Source organism: Flagellatimonas centrodinii (assembly GCF_016918765.2).
Taxonomy (GTDB): Bacteria; Pseudomonadota; Gammaproteobacteria; order Nevskiales; family Nevskiaceae; genus Polycyclovorans; species Polycyclovorans centrodinii.
Map to the genome: position 1 here is coordinate 1,419,388 of NZ_CP092104.1, position 20,259 is coordinate 1,439,646.

The window sequence follows — 20,259 nt, forward strand, 5'->3', positions numbered from 1 at the left end:
CGGCTATGGTCAGCGGACGGGGTCGGCCTGAGGCAGTACACGGTGATGGGGAGCGATGCGGACACGGGCCATGCCGGCTCGGCGGCGGACGCAGGCCGCTGGGTGGTCGGCGCGGCCGAGTTCAACGATCGGACGCTGGAACTGACCGTGAACGGCCGGCCGGTGGCCGTGGAGCGTCTGCCGCTGGAATTGCTGCGACTGTTGTTGCGGCATCCCGGCGAAGTCCTGGACAAGGCGGCCCTGCATGCTCACCTGTGGCCCGGGCGGGTGGTGAGTGAATCGGTGCTGCCGCGCTGCGTCGCCAAGTTGCGCAGAGCCCTGGACGACGGCGACCAGACCCTGATTCGTACCGTGCACGGCTATGGATACCGCCTGGTCGCCCCGGTCACCCGCGTCGAGGGCGGGGTGGCGCGATCGCCTTCGGCAGGCGAGGCGCCGCCACTTCGGCCGCGATGGCGGCTATTGCGAAGCATTGAGGGCAACGCTGCCCTGTGGTTGGCCGCGCAGGTGGATACCGGCGAGCAGCGGCTGTATTGCTTCGCGGACTCCCCGGAGGCGCTCCGCGCGCTGCGCGACAGCATCGATCTGACAGGGCGCTGGAAGGCCCCGTTCCAGGGCGATGGTGAACGCCATCGGGTACTCGACTGCAATGCCGAGCAGGCGCCCTTCTACCTGGAGCTCGAATGTCTGCCGACGTCAGGGGTCGGTACCACCGCACACCCCGCAGGGGCGGCCGGGCGTCTGGCGCGGGTGTTTCTGATCGAAGATCAGGAGGACACCCGCGCCCGGCTGGCATCGGCGGTGACGGCCGCAGCCGATCTCGAGCTGGTCGGCGCGGTGGGTAGCTGTGCGGCGGCGCTGGCCGCCCTGGTGGAGATCGATGCCGACGTGGTGCTGGTTGATCTGGGCCTGCCGGATGGCAGTGGCACCGACCTCATTCGGCAGCTCCGGGGCATGCGGCCACAGACACTGTTCATGGTCATCACCGTTTTCGGTGACGAGCGCCATGTGGTCGAGGCCATCGAAGCCGGCGCGGTGGCCTATCTGCTGAAGGACACCACGGCATCCGGCGTCGCCCGGAGCATTCGCACCCTCTGCCAGGGCGGTTCGCCGATCAGCCCGGCCGTCGCCCGTTTCCTCCTGCAGAGACCCACGGCGCAGCCGGCGGCACGGCCTTTTGCATCCACCCGCGAATCCGACATCCTGCAATGGGTCGCCCAGGGCTACACCGAACCCGAGATTGCCCAGCGCACCGGGCAGAGCGTCGACGATATCCGACGCCAGATCCGTGACATTTACGGGCGGCTCGCCGCCGTGGCACAGCGCCCGCCAGACGCTGGCGCCCCACCATGAGGCGCGGCGCCGAACAGTTCTGGCAGTGGGTGGGACCGTTGGCCGGTGCCGGGCTCTTGCTCCTCGGGCTGCGTCTGGTCGCGCCCACCCTGCCGCTGGATCGCACCGCCCTGTTGCTGGGCCTGGTGGTGCCGACCAGCGTGATCGGACTGGTGGCGGCCGGCATCTGGTGGGGACGCCGGAGCGAAGGCGCCTTCTTCTGGCTGGCGATGTCCTGCTTCTGGGGTTGCCTCTACAGCCTGCCGCGGGTGATTGACCCTGGTCACCTCTCCGAAACCTGGGTACCGGTATGGTCGTTGGGCGCACTGGGGGCGTACATCGCGTCGTCGGTAATTCTCGGCAAACATCTGTTTGCGCGCGACTGGCCAGGTTTCGAGACCGCCCTGTTCCTGTTCGTCGTCGTGCTCACGCTGGTGGCGGCCACAACTGCCGGGCTGTGGCCGCAGGCGCTGCCGGTCGTCGCCGTGTGGCTGTACGGCCTGCTGGTGGCCTACGGGTTCACCCTCAACCTGCTGATCTACGTGGTCGAGCATTTGCAACGGCCGACCGCCCTGTCCTTCGTCATGCAGCTGACAGCGCACAGCATGGGGGCGACGGTGCTCTGGGAGTTTGCCCAGGTACCGGACGGCAGCCTCTGGTTTACGCCATCGTGGTTTCTGCTGATGGCGCCCCTGGCGGTGGTGGTGGTCACAGCCTGGTTGCTGCAGCGTTTCGGCCAGGCCCTGGGGGAGGCGGAGCGTTGGGCCGACACGCTGGAACTGCGGGTTGCCGAGCGCGAGGCGGAAATCGCCGCCAGTTACACCCGACTTCGCGAGGCCGAACAGGCGAGCGCCATCGCCAGCGAGCGCGAGCGGCTGTTTCGCGACATGCACGACGGGTTGGGCGGCACCCTGGTGCTCACCCTGTCGCGGCTGATCAACGAAGGCGCCGCCGACACCCCGGTGGCGCGTGCCCTGCAATCGGCGCTGGATGACCTGCGGCTGATTCTCAGCTCGTTGACCCCGGGGGGTGCCTCCCTGCGCAGTGGGCTCGGGGATTTGCGGGGGCGTTTGCAGGACACCGCCGAGGATCGTGGCGTGCAGTTGGAGGTGGATCTTTCAGGGGTGCCGGACAGTTTCGCGCTCGGCCCCAGCCTGTTGCTGCAGACCCTGCGCATTCTCCAGGAGGCCTGCGTCAACAGCCTGCGGCACGCCGATGCCCGATGTCTGCGGATACGGGCGGCCGTGCTCGGCGATGCCATGCGTTCGGGCCGTTTACAGATCCAGGTCGAAGATGATGGCTGCGGGTTCGACCCTGCACGTCCGGCAGGCGCCGGGCACTACGGCCTGATCAACCAGCGCCAGCGTGCGCTGCAGATTGGCGCACAGCTGGGGTTCGAGCGGCTGTCACCGGGCATGCGCATGACATTGCTGCTACCGGTTTCGTAACGCGGCTACTCCAGCACCTCGACCATCACCGACTTGTTGCCACCGAGCATCTGCAGCACCTTCACCGTGCGTTGGCCGGGGGCGCCGCCGGTGTCGTCACGGGTGTCGGTGACGGTGATGACGGTGCCGGGCTTGAAGGTCTGGCCCTCGGCGTTGAGCATCAGTTTTTCGCCGGGCTGGGCATGGCCGATGCCCTTGCGTTCCAGAGTGTCGGCGGCCAGTGCAATGCTGCAGAAGCCGAACAGCAGAACACCGGAGAGGATGGACAGGCGCATGGCGTGACCTCGCGATTGCAGGTGCCGAGTGGGCACGCCGCTATTGTCGCAGGTTCCCTCAGGCGGCGGCGGGCAACATGCGGCCCAGCAGTTGCTCGCAGTCGGCCTGTCGCAGATAGCGGGGGACCGCGTAGGTCCAGTGGGCTTCCTCGCGAGCAGCGCGGGCGATTGCGGGAATGTCGGCGGCCTTCAGGGCATCGACCTGTGCCGGGATCTCGAAGCGCTGGTTGAGGTCGCGGATCGCGGCAATCAGCGCGGTCGCCAGCGAGGCCTCGCTATCGCCGGCCACGCCAAGATCGGCCGCCCGGGCGAGGGCGGCCAGTCGGGGTTCGCAGTCGTCCCGGATGGTTTCCAGCCAGAACGGCAGCACCATGGCGTTGGCGCGCCCGTGCGGCAGGTGATAGCGAGCGCCGAAGTTGTGGGCAATGGCATGGACGAAGCCGACACCCGCGTTGGTGATGGCGCGCCCCGCGCGATAGGAGGCGACGGCCAGCGCCTGACGGGATTCGAGCAGGGCGCCGTCATGCATCACGCGCGGCAGATGAATGAACACCGTGGCGACGGCGGACAGGGCATCCCGGTCGGTCTCGGCGGTGGCATTGCGCGACAGGTAAGCCTCGATGGCATGGGTCAGTGCATCCATGCCGGTGGCGGCTGTCACCGCGGCGGGCAGACCCGTCATCAACCCGCCATCGAGGGCGGCCATCAGCGGCACCAGCTTGGGGTCCATCACCACACATTTACGCTGCGCTTCGGGGTCGGAGATCACGGCGCCGATGGTGACCTCCGAACCGGTACCGGCGGTGGTGGGGACGGCGTACAACGGCAACGGTCGTCGGAACACGCGAAACAGCCCGACCATACGGCGCACTGGCTTGTGGTTGGTGGCGCGGGCGGCGATCACCTTGGCGGCGTCGATCGACGACCCGCCGCCGACCGCCAGCACCGCGTCGCAGCCAGCAGCCTTGAGCTGGGCCAGTCCCGCCTCCACCTGATCGATGGCCGGGTCCGGCAGCACGCCGTCATAGCAGGTGGATGCGACGCCGCCGGCGCGCAGCCGGTCGATCATCGGCGCCACCAGCCCCAGCTTCACCAGCATGGCATCGGTGACGATCAGGACGTGTCGGGCACCGCTGCCGGCGATCGCGTCGCAGAGCGCACCCGAGGCATCGTCTCCGGTAAACAGGTGTGGCTCGGGGAAGCGGATGATGCGTGCCGCCCAGCGCTGCAATGTCATCAGGCTGCGGAAGAAAAAGACTTGCAGATAGAACAACATGGATTACCTTTCCGATGCGGGGCGTGCGAGCCGGCATCATCACGGGTCGGCGCAGCCGCCGCAAACCGCAGACCGTGCCCTGTCGGCTGGCAATGGCTATGATTCAAGCCCCATGACGGCGCCGGGGGCGCCGCCCTTCGCCCGTATCGAGGCCCGCCATGATTCCGTTTGCCCTTCAGGTTGCGTTCTTCCGTGTGCTCATGTGGTTCCTGAAAATCGGGTCCTACGTGATTCCCTTCCCGGCGCCGAAGATGTTCTCCGGCCCCGGCGCGTCACTGCAGATGTGTGAGGCGATTGCCGCCAGTGGCGTCAAGAGTGTGCTCATCGTCACCGATGCCATGCTGGTGAAACTGGGGCTGGTCGCCCCCATGCAGGACAAACTGGGCAGCTTGGGCGTAGCCACCGCGATCTACGATGGCGTGCTGCCCGACCCCACCGTGGCCCAGATCGAAGCCGGGGTGGCCAAGCTCAAGGCCTCCGGCGCAGGCGCCATTCTGGCCGTGGGTGGCGGGTCCTCGATCGACGCCGCCAAGGTGATCGCCGCCCGCGCCACCAACAACAAGCCGATTCTCAAGATGGCCGGGTTGTTCAAGGTGTGGCGGAAGATCCTGCCCTTGTATGCCGTGCCCACCACCGCCGGTACCGGTTCGGAAGTCACCATCGCTGCAGTGGTCTCCGACCCCGACGCACAGCGCAAGCTGGCGATCATGACCCCGCGCCTGCTGCCGGACATGGCGGCGCTCGACGGCGCGCTGATGACCGGTCTGCCGGCGCCCATCACCGCTGCCACCGGGATGGACGCATTGACCCATGCGGTCGAGGCCTATATCTCCAACAACGCCATCGGCAGCACGGACGCCGACGCGCTGGAGGCCACCCGACTGATCTTCAAATGGCTGCCGGTGGCCTTCGCCGACGGCACCAATCTGGAGGCCCGCCAGCACATGGCGCAGGCGTCCTACCTCGCCGGGCTTGCCTTCACCAGGGCCGGTGTCGGTTACGTGCATGCCATTGCCCACAACTTCGGTGCCCGGTATCACGTGCCACACGGGCTGGCCAACGCCATCGTCATGCCGCACGTACTCGACTACTCCAAGCCCAACTGCACTGCCCGCCTCGCGGCGCTGGCGGCGGCCGGTGGGCTCAAGCAGGGCAACGAGACGGACGAACAGCTCGCGGACCGTTTCATCGCGCGCATCCGCGAGATGAACCAGCAGTTCAACATCCCGACCCAGGTGGAGAAACTGAAGGCGGCCGACATTCCCGGCATCGTCACCGCCGCCCTGGAGGAAGCGCACTGGACCTACGCAGTGCCCCGCTACATGGATCGCGCGGCCTGTGAAGGGGTGGTCCGCAAGATGCTGGTCGCCGCCTGAGCGGGCGGCCCGCCTGCGGTATCCTCGGGCGAACCCTCCATGTCGTCGCGGAGCGGATGCCCCGCACCCGGTACCGCGACACGAGTGCCCCATGAACCGACTGCAACAGCTGCACGACCACGGCCAGTCCGTCTGGCTCGACTACATCCGCCGCGACCTGATGAGCAGCGGCGAGCTCGACCGGCTGATCCGTGAGGACGGCGTGCGCGGGCTGACCTCCAACCCATCGATTTTCGAGAAGGCGATTGGTGGTACCGCGCTTTATGACGACGATCTGCAAACTGCGGTGCAGGCCGGGGAGCAGGATCCGGAAGCGTTGTACGAACACCTCGCCATCGCCGACATCCGCTCGGCGGCCGATCACTTCCGTCCGCTCTACGATCAAAGCGGGGGTGCCGACGGTTTTGTCAGCCTCGAAGTATCGCCACGGCTGGCCCACGATGCCGAGGGCACGGTTGCCGAAGCGCTGCGCCTCTGGACCGCGGTGGACCGCCCCAACCTGATGGTGAAGGTGCCCGGCACGCCGGCCGGCGTGATCGCCCTGCCCAAGCTGTTGGCGCGCGGCTTGTCCATCAACATCACCCTGCTGTTTGCCCGCCAGGCCTACCGCGACATCGCCCGCGCCTGGCTGGAGGGCCTGACGCAGTGGGTGGCCGGCGGCGGCGAGCCCTCACGGGTGGCGAGCGTCGCCAGCTTCTTCGTCAGCCGTATAGATGGTGCCGCCGACCCGAAACTGCCGGCCGCACTGCAGGGGACCGTCGCCATCGCCAACGCCCGCGCGGCCTATGCCGATTACCTGGCCCTGCTCGAAACGCCCGAATGGCGGGCGCTAGCGGCCAAGGGGGCGCGCCCCCAACGGCTGCTGTGGGCCAGCACCGGCACCAAGAACCCCGCCTATCCCGACACCCTCTACATGGATCAGCTGATCGGCCCGGACACCGTCAACACCGTACCGCCGGCGACGCTGGATGCCTTCCGTGACCATGGCACCCCCGCGCGCACGCTCGACGCCGATCTGCCGGCCGCCCAGGTGCAGCTCGATGCCGCCGCCGCCGCCGGGCTCGATCTCGACGCCATCACCGCCGCCCTGTGCGAGGACGGCATCGCCCAATTCGCCAGCGCCTTCGACCAACTGCTGGCTGCCGTTGTCACCAAACGCGATCAGCTCACCACCGCCGAATGAACCCGACCCTCACCCCGGTCCAGGCCCGCGTCATCGCCGCCCTGGTCGAGAAGTCCATCAGCACGCCGGACTATTACCCGCTCACCACCAATAGCCTGATGGCCGCCTGCAACCAGAAGAGCCAGCGGCAGCCGCACCTGCAGCTGAGCGAAGGCGAGGTGGGCGGTGCCCTGCGCGACTTCGAGGTGATGAACTGGGTCAAGCGCGACGACAGCGCCCGCGCCACCAAATGGCGGCAGCAGTTCCAGCACCAGATGCTGCTCAAGCGCGAGGTGCAGGCCGTGCTGGTGACCCTGATGCTGCGAGGCCCGCAGACGGCAGCCGAACTGCGGGGCAATGCCGCCTACATCGGCGGCCCCGAAGATGCCGCCGGCGTGCAGGCAGCACTGGATGATCTGGCCGACCGCGCCGAGCCGCTGGTCACCGAGCTGCCCCGCCAACCCGGCCAGGCCGCCACCCGCTGGGCGCATCGCCTGTGCGGCGAGCCCGAGGTGCCGGCCACCGTGTCGGCGCCCGCCATGCCGCGCGCCGAACGCAACGAACTGGAAGCCCGGGTCGCCGCGCTGGAAGCGCGCCTGGCGGCGCTGGAGGCGCAGTTGGGGGTCTGAGGCTCAAAACCGCCGCTGCCACGACACATCCAGGATCAACCCTTCAAGTTCGACCTCCATCGACTGGTCGGGGAAGAAGGCGTTGGTGCCGCGGCGGACCCGTCGGGGTGCGTACATGGCGGCGAAATTGAGGTGGCTGTCAGCGGTTAACCGGTGACTGAGGCCGGCGGTGTAGTGTTCTTGCGCGACGCTGCCCGCCAGCAGGTTGAAGAACAGCTGGTCGCTCTGGATCGGGTCGCGGTTGTTCGAGTAGCCGGCGCGCAGGGTCCATTTCGGCGAGGCGATGAACTCGGCGCCGACCTTGTGCACGGTGACGTTGGTCCAGCCGAATCCGGGGCCGTCGCGGGTGCCCAGAGGGGCGGCGGACTGGACGCGGTTGCCGAGGGCCGGAATGGCCCGGAATCGGATGTGCTGGATGTCGACAACCGCGGTCAGTCGCGGATGCGCTTGCCAGGCCAGGCCGGCCGTGACGTAGGGCGGGATGTCAAAGCGTCCGCCATCGGCGATCAAGCCTTCGTATTTTTTGAGCGGGGTGGTTTCGATGCGGGTCTGGCCGGCAAGGGCCAGGACGAGGGTATCGGTGACATCGACCTGCAGCCCCAGTTTGAGCCCGTATCCCACGGAAAATTCGTGGCCGTTGTCACTCAGCCGGTCAGGTCGTGACGACAGCGGGGCGAAGGCGCTCAGGCCCTCGATATCGAACCACTGCAGCGCCAGGATGAGGCTCGCGCCGAGCCGCAGCCGCTCGTGTAGCTGACGGGCGTAGCTGGGCGCGAAGAACACCTGTCCGAGATCACTGGCGGCGCGGCCCCCGCAGTACGTGCCGGTTTGCGCGGTACCGGCCGGGCAGGCGGGGTTGTCGAAATCGTCGTAGGTGGCGTTGAGACCGCCGTTGGCATAGACCGCGAGGCCCGCCGCGCTGTGCGGGTCAATGCGCCAGGCGACGGCGCCCTGGGGGATCACGAACAGGCTGCCAGGGGTGTCGGCGGCGGCTTCGAAGCGGCCGGGTCGCAAGGGGAAGGCGCCCGGTGGCAGTGGCGTTGCCGGTGGCGTGAAGGTGCCGGCGGAATAGCCGGGCCAGGCGCGGATCAGCGACACCCCCAACTGCAGTTCATTCCCGGCGATACCCGCCAGCGCGGCAGGGTTGGTGGCGGTCAGCATCGCATCACCGTCGAGGGCGACCCCGGCGCCACCGAGCGCGCTGCTGCGTCCACCCCAGCCGTGCGGGAAGTAGCCGTTGGTGGCGCTCGCCAGCGCTGGTAGCAGCAAGCCGCAGCACAGCAGAAGGCGGGGAATCACATCGTGGCGGGACATCCTGGCTCCATGTTGAACGGTCGTTCTATTACAGAGTAGGCGGAACCGCGGGGTCTGCCGCCCCTCTTTTGAGTAGGGCGGGGATGGGGTGGCGCTTACTGCACCAGCATTTCCAGATCGGCCAGCCCGTCCTCCAGATAGGTGAGCAGCCGCTGCATGTGCGGCAGCGTGCGACGACAGGCGATCAGCCCGAACTCGAGGTGGTCGCCGACGCTGGTGAGGGTGATGTTGAGCGCCTGCCCGTCGCAGACGATGGACACCGGGTACAGGCCTTCCAGCCGCGCGCCGTTCCAGTACAGCGGCTCCCGCGGGCCCGGCACGTTGGAGATCACCACGTTGAACGACTGCCAGCGCGGGGCGACGCCGGTCATCAGGTTGAGCCCGGCCGGGGCCAGCAGGGTGGCGGTGTAGTTGAGGATCTCGGTGGGGTTCATGCGGGCGTAGCGGGCCTTGGCCTCACGCACCGAGGCCTTGATGGCGGCCAGCCGGGCAGCGGGGTCCTCGCGGTCAGTGGCGAGGCTGGCGAGAATCACGCCGACCTGGTTGCCGCCGTCGCTGTCGTCCTGTCGCAGGCTCATCGGGATCATGCTGATCAGGGGCGCGTCGGGCAGTGCATCGAGCTCGGCCAGATAGCGGCGCAGGGCACTGGCACACATCGCCAGCACCACGTCATTGACGGTGGCGCCCAGTGCCTTGCCAACGGCGCGGATGCGGGCGAGGTCCCAGGACTGCGCGGCGAAGCGGCGGGCGCCGGTGATCGGCTGGTTGAGGATGCAGCGCGGCGCCTGATAGGCGGTGATGGCATCGGGGTTGCGGCGGCTGTCACGCAGCAGTCGGCCCAGTTCCAGCGTCACCTTGGGCACCGAACCCAATTGGGCGCCGAGCGCGCCCAGCAGCCCGGTGAGCCCCTCGGGCGCCGCAGCCTCGCGGGCGGTGCGACGACGTCGCGGCATGGCCCAGATCGCCGGCATTTCGCGATCTTCGGGGTCGGGCGAGAGCGAACGATGGGTCATCCGCATCGCCGCCACGCCGTCGACCATGGCGTGGTGCATCTTGGCGTAGATGGCAATGCGACCGCACTCGACGCCCTCGATCAGATAGAACTCCCACAACGGCCGGGCGCGGTCCAGGTGCGCGGCGTGCAGTTGCGACACCAGCGCCAGCAACTCGCGAATGCGGCCGGGCGACGGCAGCGCGCGCACGCGGAAGTGGTGCTCGACATCAAACTGCCGGTCCTCGTCCCAATGCCAGAGGCCGAAGCGTTTCACCAGTCGCTGCTGGAACGGCGGCTCGGCGGCCACCGCCTGGCGCAGCCGCTCCGCCACCACCTGGACGAAGTCGGGGCCCGCATCCGGCGGCGGAGTCAGCAGCTGCAGGCCGCCCACATGCATCGCCTGGTGCGGCTTTTCCAACAGCAGGAACAGCTGGTCGGTGGGGCTCAGGGGTTTCATCCGCAGTCTCCGTCGTGTGCGCCCTCCGCTGCCGTGGCGAGGGCCTTGTCATGGGCGCCAGGGGCGACGCCGGCTCTATGGTGGACCTCCGCGGCGGGCGCTGCTACTACACTATGCGGCCGCCTCGCCGTACCGCCGCCTTTTGAGCGCACACCCGACCCGTCGCAAGCCGAAACCGAATCGCGCGCCACCGCCGGACGCCCTGCGTCAGGCGTTTGTCGCGGTGCGCGAGCAGCTGCTGACGCGCGACGCCACCCGGCTGGCACGGATGCTGGACGGTCGCGGGCTGGATATTGCCCGGTTCGAGCAGGATGTCAGTCGCGCGTTGGCGGCGGCCGAGCGAAGCCAGCGGCAGCGCCCGGCGGTCATCGACTACCCCGCCGAGCTGCCGGTGGTGCAGGCGAAGGACGACATTCTCGCCGCCATCAACGCGCACCAGGTCATCGTGCTGTGTGGCGAAACCGGCTCCGGCAAGACCACCCAGCTGCCAAAGTTGTGCCTGGAACTGGGGCGCGGGCGCCGCGGGCTGATTGGCCACACCCAGCCGCGGCGGTTGGCGGCGCGCAGCGTGGCCCATCGCATCGCCGAGGAGCTGAAGCAGCCACTGGGCCAACTGGTGGGCTTCGAGACCCGTTTCGACCGGCGGGTGGGCGACACCACCCTGGTCAAGCTGATGACCGACGGCATTCTGCTGGCCGAGCTGCAGCGCGACCGACAGCTGCTGGCCTACGACACCATCATCATCGACGAGGCCCACGAGCGCAGCCTCAACATCGATTTCCTGCTGGGCTGGCTACGGCAACTGCTGCCACAGCGGCCGGACCTCAAGCTCATCATCACCTCCGCCACGCTGGACCCGGAGCGGCTGTCGCGGCATTTCGGCGGCTGCCCCATTCTGCAGGTGGAAGGCCGCACCTATCCGGTGGAGACGCGCTACCGCCCACCCGATCCCGATGGCGATCTCGATGCCACGGTGGCCGACGCGGTGGATGAATGCTGGCAGGGTGGCCCGCGCGGCGACGTGCTGGTGTTCCTGCCCGGCGAGCGGGAGATCAACGACCTCGCCCGCAGCCTGCCCGGCCGCTTCCCCCGCGCCGAGGTGCTGCCGCTGTACTCGCGGCTGCCGGCGGCGCAGCAGGACCGCGTGTTTGCCCGTGGTGGCGCGCCGCGCATCGTGCTGTCGACCAACGTCGCCGAAACCTCCATCACCGTGCCGGGCATCCGCTACGTGGTGGATCTGGGCACCGCCCGCATCAGCCGCTTTTCCACCCGCCTGGGGGTGCAGCAACTGCATGTGGAGCCGGTGGCCCAGTCCGCCGCCAACCAGCGGGCCGGCCGCTGTGGTCGGGTCGGGCCGGGCATCTGTATTCGCCTGTATGAAGAAGCCGATTTCCTCGGCCGACCGTTGTTCACCGACCCCGAGATCCTGCGTGCCAACCTGGCTGGGGTGATCCTGCAGATGACCGCGCTGGGGCTCGGCGATGTCGAGCGTTTCCCCTGGGTCGACCCGCCGGACTCGCGCAATATCAGCGATGCCAACCGACTGCTGCAGACCCTGGGGGCGCTGGATGATGACCACCGACTGACGCCGCAGGGACGTGCCATTGCCCGCTTGCCGCTGGACCCGCGCATCGCCCGAATCGCCCTGGCCGGCCGCGATACCCCGGTGCCGCAGGCGGTGTGGGTGTTGGCTGCTGCGTTGTCAGTGCAGGACCCGCATGAAGTGCCCCCCGACCAGCAGACCCAGGCACGCCAGCAGCACGCGCAGTGGCGACATCCGAAATCCGATTTCCTGACCCTGCTGCAGCTGTGGCAGCGCTGGCAGGCCGAGGCCGCCGGGCTCAACCAGCGGCAGCAGCGCAAGTGGTGCAAGGCGCGCTACGTCAACTATCTGCGGATGACCGAATGGGGGCAGGTCTACCAGCAGGTGGCCGACCTGCTGCGCGGCGATGGCGATGACCGCCGTGCGCCCTGGCTGCCGATCAACCCCGAGGACCTCGAGCGGCTCAGCCCGGTGTTGCACCAGGCGCTGCTGGCCGGCCTGATTGACCACATCGGTCTCAAGCGGCCGGAGGCGCCCGAATTCCAGGGGCCGCGCGGCCGCAAGTTCGTCATCTTTCCCGCCTCCACGCTGGCGAAGAAGGTGCCGCAATGGGTGATGAGCGCGCAGCTGGTGCAGACCTCGCGGCTGTTCGCCCGCACCAATGCCGCAGTGGACCCCGCCTGGCTGGAGCGCGTCGGCGCCCATCTGCTCAAGCGCACCCTGCAGCATCCTGAATGGAACCCGGCACGCGGCGAAGTCACCAGCACCGAACACGTCAGCCTGTTCGGCCTGCCGCTGGCCCGTCGCCAGCGACACCACGGCTCGGCCCACCCGGAAGAGGCGCGGTCGCTCTTCATCCGCGAAGCGCTGGTGGGCGGGCAGTGGCCGCGCAAGCCCAAGGTGCTGCAGGCCAACCTGGCGCTGATCGACACCATCCGCGAGAAGGAAGCGCGATTGCGTCGGCCCGACCTGCTGGCCGACGACGACGCCCTCTTTGCCTTCTACGACCAGCGTGTGCCAGCGGAGGTGTGCACCTGCGCCGGTCTGATGCGCTGGCTGAAAACCGCCGGCGCCAACCTGCGCATGGGGGAGGCCGATGTGCTGCGGCCCGGGGCCACCACCGACGTCGGCCAGTTGTTCCCTGATCAGCTCGATGTTGCCGGCGTACCGCTGCGGCTCAGCTACACCCACGACCCCAGCGAGGATGCCGACGGCGTCAGTTTCCATATTCCGCAGTCACAGCTGTTCAGTCTGCCGGCCGAGCGCTTCGACTGGTTGGTGCCCGGGCTGCAGCCCGCGCTGATGGAAGCCCTGATCCGCACGCTGCCGCAGAAGCTGCGCCGCTACTGCACGCCGGCCGCGGAGTTTGCGCGGGCGGTGCTGGAAGCGGCCGGGCCCGACGATGGCCCGGTGATCCCGGTGCTCTGCCGCGAATTGCAGCGGATGACCGGACTTGAACTCGGCCCCGAGCACTTCGAGCCGGCACGCCTGCCACCGCATCTCCGGCCGCGGCTGCTGTTGGAAGATGAACGCCGCCGCCTGCTCGGCGAGGCCGGCAGCCTGGCCGGGCTGCAGCAGCGCCATCGGGCCCCGGCCCGGGCGGCGCTGCAACAGGTGGCGGCCGAGGATGACAGCGTGCGCGCCTGGACCCGCGATGCCCTCGACAGCTGGGATTTCGAAGCCCTGCCGGCGCAGTTGCAACTGCCCAATGGTGCGCAGGCGCATCCGGCGCTGGTGGCCGACGGCGAAGCGGTGCACCTGCGCCTGTTCGAGAGCGTAGCCGCCGCCGAGGACGCCCATATCGCCGGGGTGCGCGCGCTGTTGCTGGCCCAGTGCGGCGACCGCCGTCGTGACCTGCGCAAGACCGCCCGCGCCCGCTTCGGCACGCTGTTGGTGGGGCGCCCCTACGGCAGCGATGACCTCGCCGAAAGCCTGGTTCGCCGCGCGGCCGACGACATCCTGCTGGACCCGCTGCCGCGCGACCGTGAGGGCTGGCAGTCGGCGCTGGAAAAACGCGGCCAGTTCAGCCGCTACGCGCTGGACCTGCTGGGCGATGTGGTGAGCTGGATGCAGAAAGCGGCTGAACTGCGCCGCACCCTGCGCGGCCCACTGGCGATGCAGGACCACGCCGTGGCCGATATCGATGCCCAGCTCGACGCCCTGCTGGCCCCCGGCTTCATCGAGCGGTTGCCGGAAGACATCTGGCTGCGGGTGCCGGTGTATCTCAAGGGTATTGAAGTTCGGCTCGACCGGCTGCCGCACAAGCCGCAGCGTGACATCGAACTGACGGCCCAGTTGACGCCATGGCAGACGCGGCTGCCGGCGCCGTTCCATCCCGCCCACTGGCTGATCGAGGAATGGCGCATCGCCGCCTTCGCCCAGGCGCTGCGGGCGCAGGGCTCGCCGACCCCCGAGAAGATCATCGCCGCACTGGGGTAGGGTGTCAGTCGGTCATGGCCGTTGCGAGCCCCGCGGCCCGTTGTGAAGGCGCGCCGCCGAGGCCCGCCTGTCATTGCGAGCCCCGCCGCCCTTGTGTCATTGCGAGCCGCCAACGGCGGCGCGGCAATCTCGTGGCAATGGGAGTGCCGCCGGGATGAGATCGCCGCGGGGCTTCGCCCCTCGCGATGACAGACGTCAGCGGCGCCCCTCGCGATGACAGACTTCAGCGTCGCCTCCCGCGATGATAGACGTCAGCGTCGCCCGCTCGCGATGACAGACTTCTGCCTCGCGCCACCGCGCTGAAGGACTTTCTGCTGGCCCCTGTTCAGCCCTCAGGCGCAGGCGGTCTCCAACTCATCCAGCGCCTCCTCGATGTGCTCGAGCAGGCGTTGCACGCTGGGCAGGGTTTTGCGGCAGGCGATGATGCCGAAGTCGACCTTGTCATGGCGACTGATCAGGGTGATGTTGAGCGCCATCTTGTCGATCACCAGTGATACCGGATAGACCCCATCGAGCCGGGCGCCCTGCCAGTACATCTCCTGGCGCGGGCCGGGCACATGCGAGATCACCAGGTTGAGCAGAGTGCGGCGACGGTCGAAGCCGGTCAGCAGGTTGAGCGCGCCGGGTGCCAGCATGACCGCCTCATAGGCCAGCAACTGGGCCGGACTGAGCTGGCGCATGAACGCCTTGTTGTAATCCATGCAGCGCTTGATCGCCTGCAGCCGCTCGATCGGGCTGTCGAGGTGGGTGGCGAGGTGGGTCAGGGCGAAGGCGATTTCGTTGCCGGAATCGCTGTCGTCGCGGCGGGTGGAGACCGGAACCGCCGCCACCAACGGCTTTTCGGGTAGCGCATTCATGTCCCCAAGGTACTGGCGCAGGGCGCCGCCACACAGCGCAAGAATGACGTCGTTGGCGGTGGCGTCGAACTTGCGCGCGATGGCCTTGATACGCGGCATCGAGTACGACTGCGCGGCGAAGCGGCGCGAGCCGGTGATCGGTTCGTTGAGGATGCAGTGGGGTGCCTGCAGGCTGCCGACGAAATCCGGGTTGTGGTCGCGGAGATCCTGCCAGGCGCGCCGCAGCTGGCGCAGCACCGGGGGCACCACGGTGGCCCCTTCCTGCCCCAAAGCCCGCAAGGCGGCGAAACCGCGCAGGGCCCCGGCGGGCACCGGCAGCGTGCGTTCCCGGCTCTTGCGGGTGCGGACTTCCCACGGGGCCGGCATGGTCAGCGACTCCGCCACGTCGGGCGACATCGACTTCAGCATGAGGCGGATGCCGGCAACACCATCGACCAGCGAGTGGTGGATCTTGGAGTAGGTGGCGATGCGGCCGTCTTCCAGCCCCTCGATGAGATAGGTGCGCCACAGCGGGTAGGCGCGATCAAGGTGTGCCGAATGCACCCGTGACACCATCGCCAGCAGCTCGCGGATCCGACCCGGCTTGGGGAGCGCGAGATGCACGAAGTGATGGGCGATGTCGAACTGGCCGTCTTCCTCCCAGAACTTGAAGCCGGCGCGGCTGACCAGTCGGCGGTTGAACGGACGGGCGGCCTCGGTGGACTCCCGCAGGTGATCGGCCAGTCGCAGGGCGAAGTCGGGCGGAGCATCGGCGGGGGGCTGATAGAGGCACAGGGCGCCCACATGCAGCGGCTGCTGGCGCTGCTCCATCAGCAGGAACAGGTTGTCGATCACGGATAGCTGTTTCATTTTTGCGGTCTCCCGACGCACCAATGGCCAGTGTGGCCTGTCTCTATGTCGATCGCTCTGCGACCGCAAGGTTCATGCCGGTTTCGTTACAAGGTGCAGCATTTTGCCTGCGGGGCGCAGCCGGCGGGCAGAGGTTTCATAATGGCGACCCCGCGCGCTGCCGCGTTCCGAGACCTTGAGGCCCCATGTCCCGCGCCGTCATCCCCGCTGCCGAACGCCTGATCATCGCTCTCGACCTGCCGACCGCCGAGGCCGCTCAGGCGCAGGTCGCGCGCATCGGCGAGCCCGGCCGGTTCTACAAGATCGGGCTGGAGCTGCTCATGGCCCCCGGGTTCTTCGACCTGCTCGATGTGCTCAAGCGGCAGGGCAAGCGAGTCTTCGTTGATCTCAAGTTCTTCGATATCCCGGAGACCGTGGCGCGTGCGATTCGTAACCTGTCCGAGCGCGGCGCCGACTTCGCGACCCTCCATGGCAACCAGGCGATGATGGAAGCGGCCGCCAGCGCCAAGTCGGGCAACATGAAGATCCTCGCCGTGACAGCCCTCACCAGCCTTGATCGTGGTGACCTCGACGACCTCGGGTTTGCCTGCGATGTTGGCGAGCTGGTGCTGTCGCGCGCGCGCCGGGCGCTGGCCGCCGGCTGCGATGGCGTGGTGTCGTCCGGCCTCGAAGTCGAGCGCCTGCGGGCCGAGGCGCCCGACCGGTTGATCTGCGTCACCCCCGGTATCCGCCCTGTGGACAACCGCTCCGACGGCGACCAGAAGCGGGTGATGACGCCGGCCCGCGCAATGGCGGCCGGCAGTGACTACCTGGTGGTGGGTCGCCCGATTCGCGATGCCGCCGACCCCCGTGCGATGGTGGAGGCCCTGCAGGCCGAGATCGCCGCAGCCCTGGAGAACCGTGCATGACCCCGCTTGCCAATGACCGCCTGCTGCGCGCGCTCAAGCGCGAACCGCTGGACCGCACGCCGGTGTGGTTCATGCGACAGGCCGGGCGCTACCTGCCCGAGTACCGCGCCAGCCGCGCCAAGGCCGGTGACTTCATGTCGTTGTGCCGGAATCCGGAGCTGTGCTGCGAGGTGACGATGCAGCCGATCGCGCGCTACGACCTCGATGCCGCCATCCTGTTTTCCGACATCCTCACCATCCCCGATGCCATGGGCCTGGGGCTGAGCTTTGCCGAAGGCGAGGGCCCGCGGTTCGCCAACCCGGTGCGTGACCCACGCGCGGTGGCGCAGTTAGCGGTGCCCGACCCGGAGGACGAGCTGCGCTATGTGATGGACGCGGTTTCCACCATCAAGGGCGAACTGGGCAACCGGATTCCGCTGATCGGCTTCGCTGGCAGCCCGTGGACCTTGGCCACCTACATGGTGGAGGGCGGCAGTTCGAAGGATTTCAGCCGCATCAAGGCCATGCTCTACGACGCCCCGGACGCGCTGGAGACCCTGCTGTCGAAGCTGGCGGCGGCGGTGAGCCTTTACCTGCAGGCGCAGATCGCCCGTGGGGCCGACGTGGTGATGATCTTCGACACTTGGGGTGGCACGCTGACGCCCGCCACCTACGCGCCGTTCTCGCTGGAGCCGATGGCGAAGATCGTCGCCCATCTGAAGCGGGTGGCGCCAACCGTGCCGGTGATGCTGTTCACCAAGGGTGGCGGCCAGTACCTTGAAGCCATGACCGAAACCGGCTGCGACGGCCTTGGGCTGGACTGGACCACCGACATCGCCAGCGCCCGCCGCCGCGTCGGCGACCGGGTGGCCCTGCAGGGCAATCTCGACCCCTCGGTGCTCTACGCCAGCCCCGAGCGCATCCGTCTGGAAGTGGCGCGCGTACTGCAGGACTTCGGCAATGGCAGTGGACACGTGTTCAATCTCGGCCACGGTATTACCCCGGGTGTGAACCCGGAGCACGCAGCGGCCATGGTGGCGGCGGTGCGCGAGTTCAGCCCTCAGTATCACAGCGCCTGAGTCGTTTCGGAGGCATCCATGTTGGCGTCATTCCTGCCCGGTCCCGTCGTCGGCGCGCTGACGGTGGTGATCAAGTTCGTCGCCTTGATGTTCTGGTTCACGCTGATGTTGCCCGGGGTGCTGCTGCACCTGCTGCCGGGCGTGACGCTGCGGGATCTGACCAGCCGATACTGTGTCTGGATTGCCCGCCGTTGGGTGGCGACCAACAAGGTCATCTACCACCTGCTGCACCCGATGCGCTGGCGCATCACGGTGGACGGGTCGCTGGACCCCCGCCGCAACTACCTGCTGATCAGTAACCACCAGAGCTGGGCTGACATCCTGGTGCTGTTCGTCGCGTTCCATGGTCGTGTGCCGTTCCTGCGGTTCTTTCTCAAGGACCAACTGAAGTACATCCCTGTCATCGGGCAGGTGTGCTGGGCCATGGAGTTCCCCTTCATGAAGCGCTACAGCCGCGAGCAGATTGCCGCCAACCCTGCGCTGCGCAATCAGGACCTCGAGACCACCCGCGCCAAATGCGAGGTCTACAAGCGCCAGCCGGTGACGGTGGTGAACTTCCTTGAAGGCACGCGATTCACACCCGCCAAGCAGGCACGGCAGCAGTCGCCATTTCGCCACCTGCTGAAGCCCAAAAGTGCCGGTGCGGCATTCACCCTGCGGGCCATGGGCGAGCAGTTCGCCGGCATCCTCGACGTCACGCTGGTGTATGCGCCGCCGCAGCGGGCGAAAACCCTGCTCGGTAGCTGGTTGATGGGTGAGCAGGGCGATCTGCAGCTGCATGTGCGGGTCGAGCCGGTGTCACCGGCGCTGCTGGAAGGGGACTACGACACCGATGCCGACTTCCGGGCCGGCTTCCAGCAGTGGGTGTCCTCTCACTGGTGTGCCAAGGACGCGCGCATCGGCGACATGCGGGCCGACGCCCTTCCCAACAACTAACCAACTGTTCAATACTGGCGACATCCCCTTTCAGGAGCATGTCGATGGCGGCGGGTTTCAGCCCAGAGGCCGCGTGGCCGCGGCCGGACTTGCGCGGCATCCCCGGTCGCAATGGCCTGCCGGTGCTCGGCCAGACGCTCGATTTTCTGCGGGACCCGCTCGCCTTTGCCCGCGAACAGCATCAGCGTTTCGGGCCGGTGTCGCGCGGGCATTTCCTGTTCGAGCCGCGCATCTTCCTCACCTCGGCTGACGGCAACGAGGCGGTGTTGGCCGACCGCCAGCAGGCCCTGTCGGCCCACGGCGGCTGGCATCCGATACTTGGCGACCTGTTTCCCCGCGGCCTGATGCTGCGCGACGGTGACGACCATCGACTGCACCGTCGGCTGATGCAGCCGGCCTTTCGCGCCGAAGTGCTGGCCGGTTACCTGCAGCGCATGAACCCCCGCATCGTCGCCAGCCTCGATGCCTGGGCGAAAACGCCGCAGTTGCGGTTCTACCCCGCCATCAAACGACTGACGCTGGAGATCGCCGCGGAGGTGTTTCTTGGCCTGTCGTCGATGGACGAGATTGATCGGGTCAACCGTGATTTCACCGACGTGGTGGAAGCCTCCACCGCGGTCCTGCGGACCCCGGTGATCGGCCGTCGCTATGCCCGCGGTGTGGCGGCGCGGCGGCGTCTGGCGGCGTTTCTCGGCGAGCGGGTACCGGCCCGTCGCAATGGCCAGGGCAGCGACCTGTTCACCCAGCTCTGCCAGGCCGAGGACGAACACGGACAGCGCTACGCCGACGATGAGGTGGTCGACCATCTGGTGTTCCTCATGATGGCTGCGCATGACACCACCACCAGCGCGCTTACCACGTTGGTCTATGCGCTTGCCGGGGCGCCACAGTGGCAGCAGCGGCTCGCCGATGAGGCGCTGGCGTTGCCGGATGCGACGCTGTCGCATGATCAACTGGGGCATGCGGAAACCCTGGGATGGGCCCTGCGCGAAGCCCTGAGGTTGTACCCGCCGCTGACCAGCATCGTGCGTCGTGCATGCAAGCCGCTGACCGTGCATGGCGTTGAGATTCCGGTCGGCGCATCGGTGGCGGTGTTCCCGGTCTGGACCCAGCGGGACCCACAATGGTGGACCGCGCCCGATCAATTCGACCCCGAGCGATTCGGCCCACACCGACAGGAACACCGGCGCCATCCCTTCGCCTGGGCGCCGTTCGGTGGCGGCGCCCATATGTGCCTTGGACTGCACTTTGCCGAGATGCAGGTGAAGGCGGTCATGCATGCGCTGCTGCGTCGGTTCGTGCTGCAGGTTCCGGCCGGTTATCACATGCCTTACCAATTGGCGCCGATTGCCAAACCGCGCGACGGACTGCCTCTGCAATTGCGGCCGCGGACCCCATGAAAACGC

15 protein-coding genes are annotated in these 20,259 nt (G+C 68.0%); 10 read left to right on the forward strand and 5 right to left on the reverse strand.

Annotation, left to right across the window (positions count from 1 at the left end; all coding sequences use genetic code 11):
* The first annotated feature begins 45 nt into the window (after window positions 1-45).
* Together JN531_RS06715 and JN531_RS06720 are read left to right on the forward strand one after the other, a co-directional pair.
* Complete coding sequence (locus JN531_RS06715; RefSeq protein ID WP_228348089.1) at window positions 46-1,353, forward strand: response regulator; 1,308 nt, start codon at window positions 46-48, stop codon at window positions 1,351-1,353.
* The gene (locus JN531_RS06720) at window positions 1,350-2,780 is read left to right on the forward strand and encodes a sensor histidine kinase (protein ID WP_228348090.1); all 1,431 of its coding nucleotides are present in this window, start codon (window positions 1,350-1,352) and stop codon (window positions 2,778-2,780) included. Before JN531_RS06715 ends, JN531_RS06720 begins: the two co-directional genes overlap by 4 nt.
* 5 nt (window positions 2,781-2,785) lie before the next feature.
* On the opposite strand, the gene JN531_RS06725 is transcribed toward JN531_RS06720, so the two are convergent.
* Entirely contained in the window at window positions 2,786-3,055 is a 270-nt protein-coding gene (locus JN531_RS06725; protein ID WP_228348091.1) for a hypothetical protein, read from the reverse strand.
* Between the two features lie 58 nt (window positions 3,056-3,113).
* A complete protein-coding gene (locus tag JN531_RS06730) occupies window positions 3,114-4,331 on the reverse strand; it encodes an iron-containing alcohol dehydrogenase (RefSeq protein WP_228348092.1) in 1,218 nt (405 codons plus the stop codon).
* 158 nt (window positions 4,332-4,489) lie between these two features.
* Between JN531_RS06730 and JN531_RS06735 the strand changes: the two genes are divergently transcribed.
* The 3 genes from JN531_RS06735 (at window position 4,490) to JN531_RS06745 (ending at window position 7,498) form a co-directional block, all read left to right on the forward strand.
* On the forward strand, window positions 4,490-5,707 hold the full coding sequence (locus tag JN531_RS06735; protein WP_228348093.1) for an iron-containing alcohol dehydrogenase: 1,218 nt from the start codon (window positions 4,490-4,492) through the stop codon (window positions 5,705-5,707).
* Between the two features lie 91 nt (window positions 5,708-5,798).
* Window positions 5,799-6,890: a transaldolase gene (tal, locus tag JN531_RS06740; protein ID WP_228348094.1), complete on the forward strand. Its 1,092-nt coding sequence runs from the start codon at window positions 5,799-5,801 to the stop codon at window positions 6,888-6,890.
* A complete protein-coding gene (locus JN531_RS06745) occupies window positions 6,887-7,498 on the forward strand; it encodes a DUF480 domain-containing protein (protein ID WP_228348095.1) in 612 nt (203 codons plus the stop codon). The genes tal and JN531_RS06745 overlap by 4 nt, the downstream gene beginning before the upstream one ends.
* A 3-nt stretch (window positions 7,499-7,501) precedes the next feature.
* On the opposite strand, the gene JN531_RS06750 is transcribed toward JN531_RS06745, so the two are convergent.
* Window positions 7,502-8,812, reverse strand: coding sequence for an OmpP1/FadL family transporter (locus tag JN531_RS06750; protein WP_228348096.1), 1,311 nt, complete (start codon window positions 8,810-8,812; stop codon window positions 7,502-7,504).
* 95 nt (window positions 8,813-8,907) lie between these two features.
* Window positions 8,908-10,263: a WS/DGAT/MGAT family O-acyltransferase gene (locus tag JN531_RS06755; RefSeq protein ID WP_228348097.1), complete on the reverse strand. Its 1,356-nt coding sequence runs from the start codon at window positions 10,261-10,263 to the stop codon at window positions 8,908-8,910.
* Between the two features lie 142 nt (window positions 10,264-10,405).
* Between JN531_RS06755 and hrpA the strand changes: the two genes are divergently transcribed.
* A complete protein-coding gene (gene hrpA / locus JN531_RS06760) occupies window positions 10,406-14,245 on the forward strand; it encodes an ATP-dependent RNA helicase HrpA (protein ID WP_228348098.1) in 3,840 nt (1,279 codons plus the stop codon).
* Between the two features lie 332 nt (window positions 14,246-14,577).
* On the opposite strand, the gene JN531_RS06765 is transcribed toward hrpA, so the two are convergent.
* Window positions 14,578-15,951: a WS/DGAT/MGAT family O-acyltransferase gene (locus JN531_RS06765; protein WP_228348099.1), complete on the reverse strand. Its 1,374-nt coding sequence runs from the start codon at window positions 15,949-15,951 to the stop codon at window positions 14,578-14,580.
* Window positions 15,952-16,136: 185 nt separating this feature from the next.
* Here JN531_RS06765 and pyrF point away from each other — a divergent pair, with 185 nt between their 5' ends.
* The 4 genes from pyrF to JN531_RS06785 are packed head-to-tail and all read left to right on the forward strand — an operon-like array spanning window position 16,137 to window position 20,253.
* Window positions 16,137-16,859: an orotidine-5'-phosphate decarboxylase gene (gene pyrF, locus JN531_RS06770; protein ID WP_228348100.1), complete on the forward strand. Its 723-nt coding sequence runs from the start codon at window positions 16,137-16,139 to the stop codon at window positions 16,857-16,859.
* On the forward strand, window positions 16,856-17,917 hold the full coding sequence (gene hemE / locus JN531_RS06775; RefSeq protein WP_228348101.1) for a uroporphyrinogen decarboxylase: 1,062 nt from the start codon (window positions 16,856-16,858) through the stop codon (window positions 17,915-17,917). The genes pyrF and hemE overlap by 4 nt, the downstream gene beginning before the upstream one ends.
* 18 nt (window positions 17,918-17,935) lie before the next feature.
* The gene (gene yihG / locus JN531_RS06780) at window positions 17,936-18,853 is read left to right on the forward strand and encodes a 1-acylglycerol-3-phosphate O-acyltransferase, YihG family (RefSeq protein ID WP_228348102.1); all 918 of its coding nucleotides are present in this window, start codon (window positions 17,936-17,938) and stop codon (window positions 18,851-18,853) included.
* Between the two features lie 44 nt (window positions 18,854-18,897).
* Complete coding sequence (locus tag JN531_RS06785) at window positions 18,898-20,253, forward strand: cytochrome P450 (protein ID WP_228348103.1); 1,356 nt, start codon at window positions 18,898-18,900, stop codon at window positions 20,251-20,253.
* The last annotated feature ends 6 nt before the right edge of the window (window positions 20,254-20,259 follow it).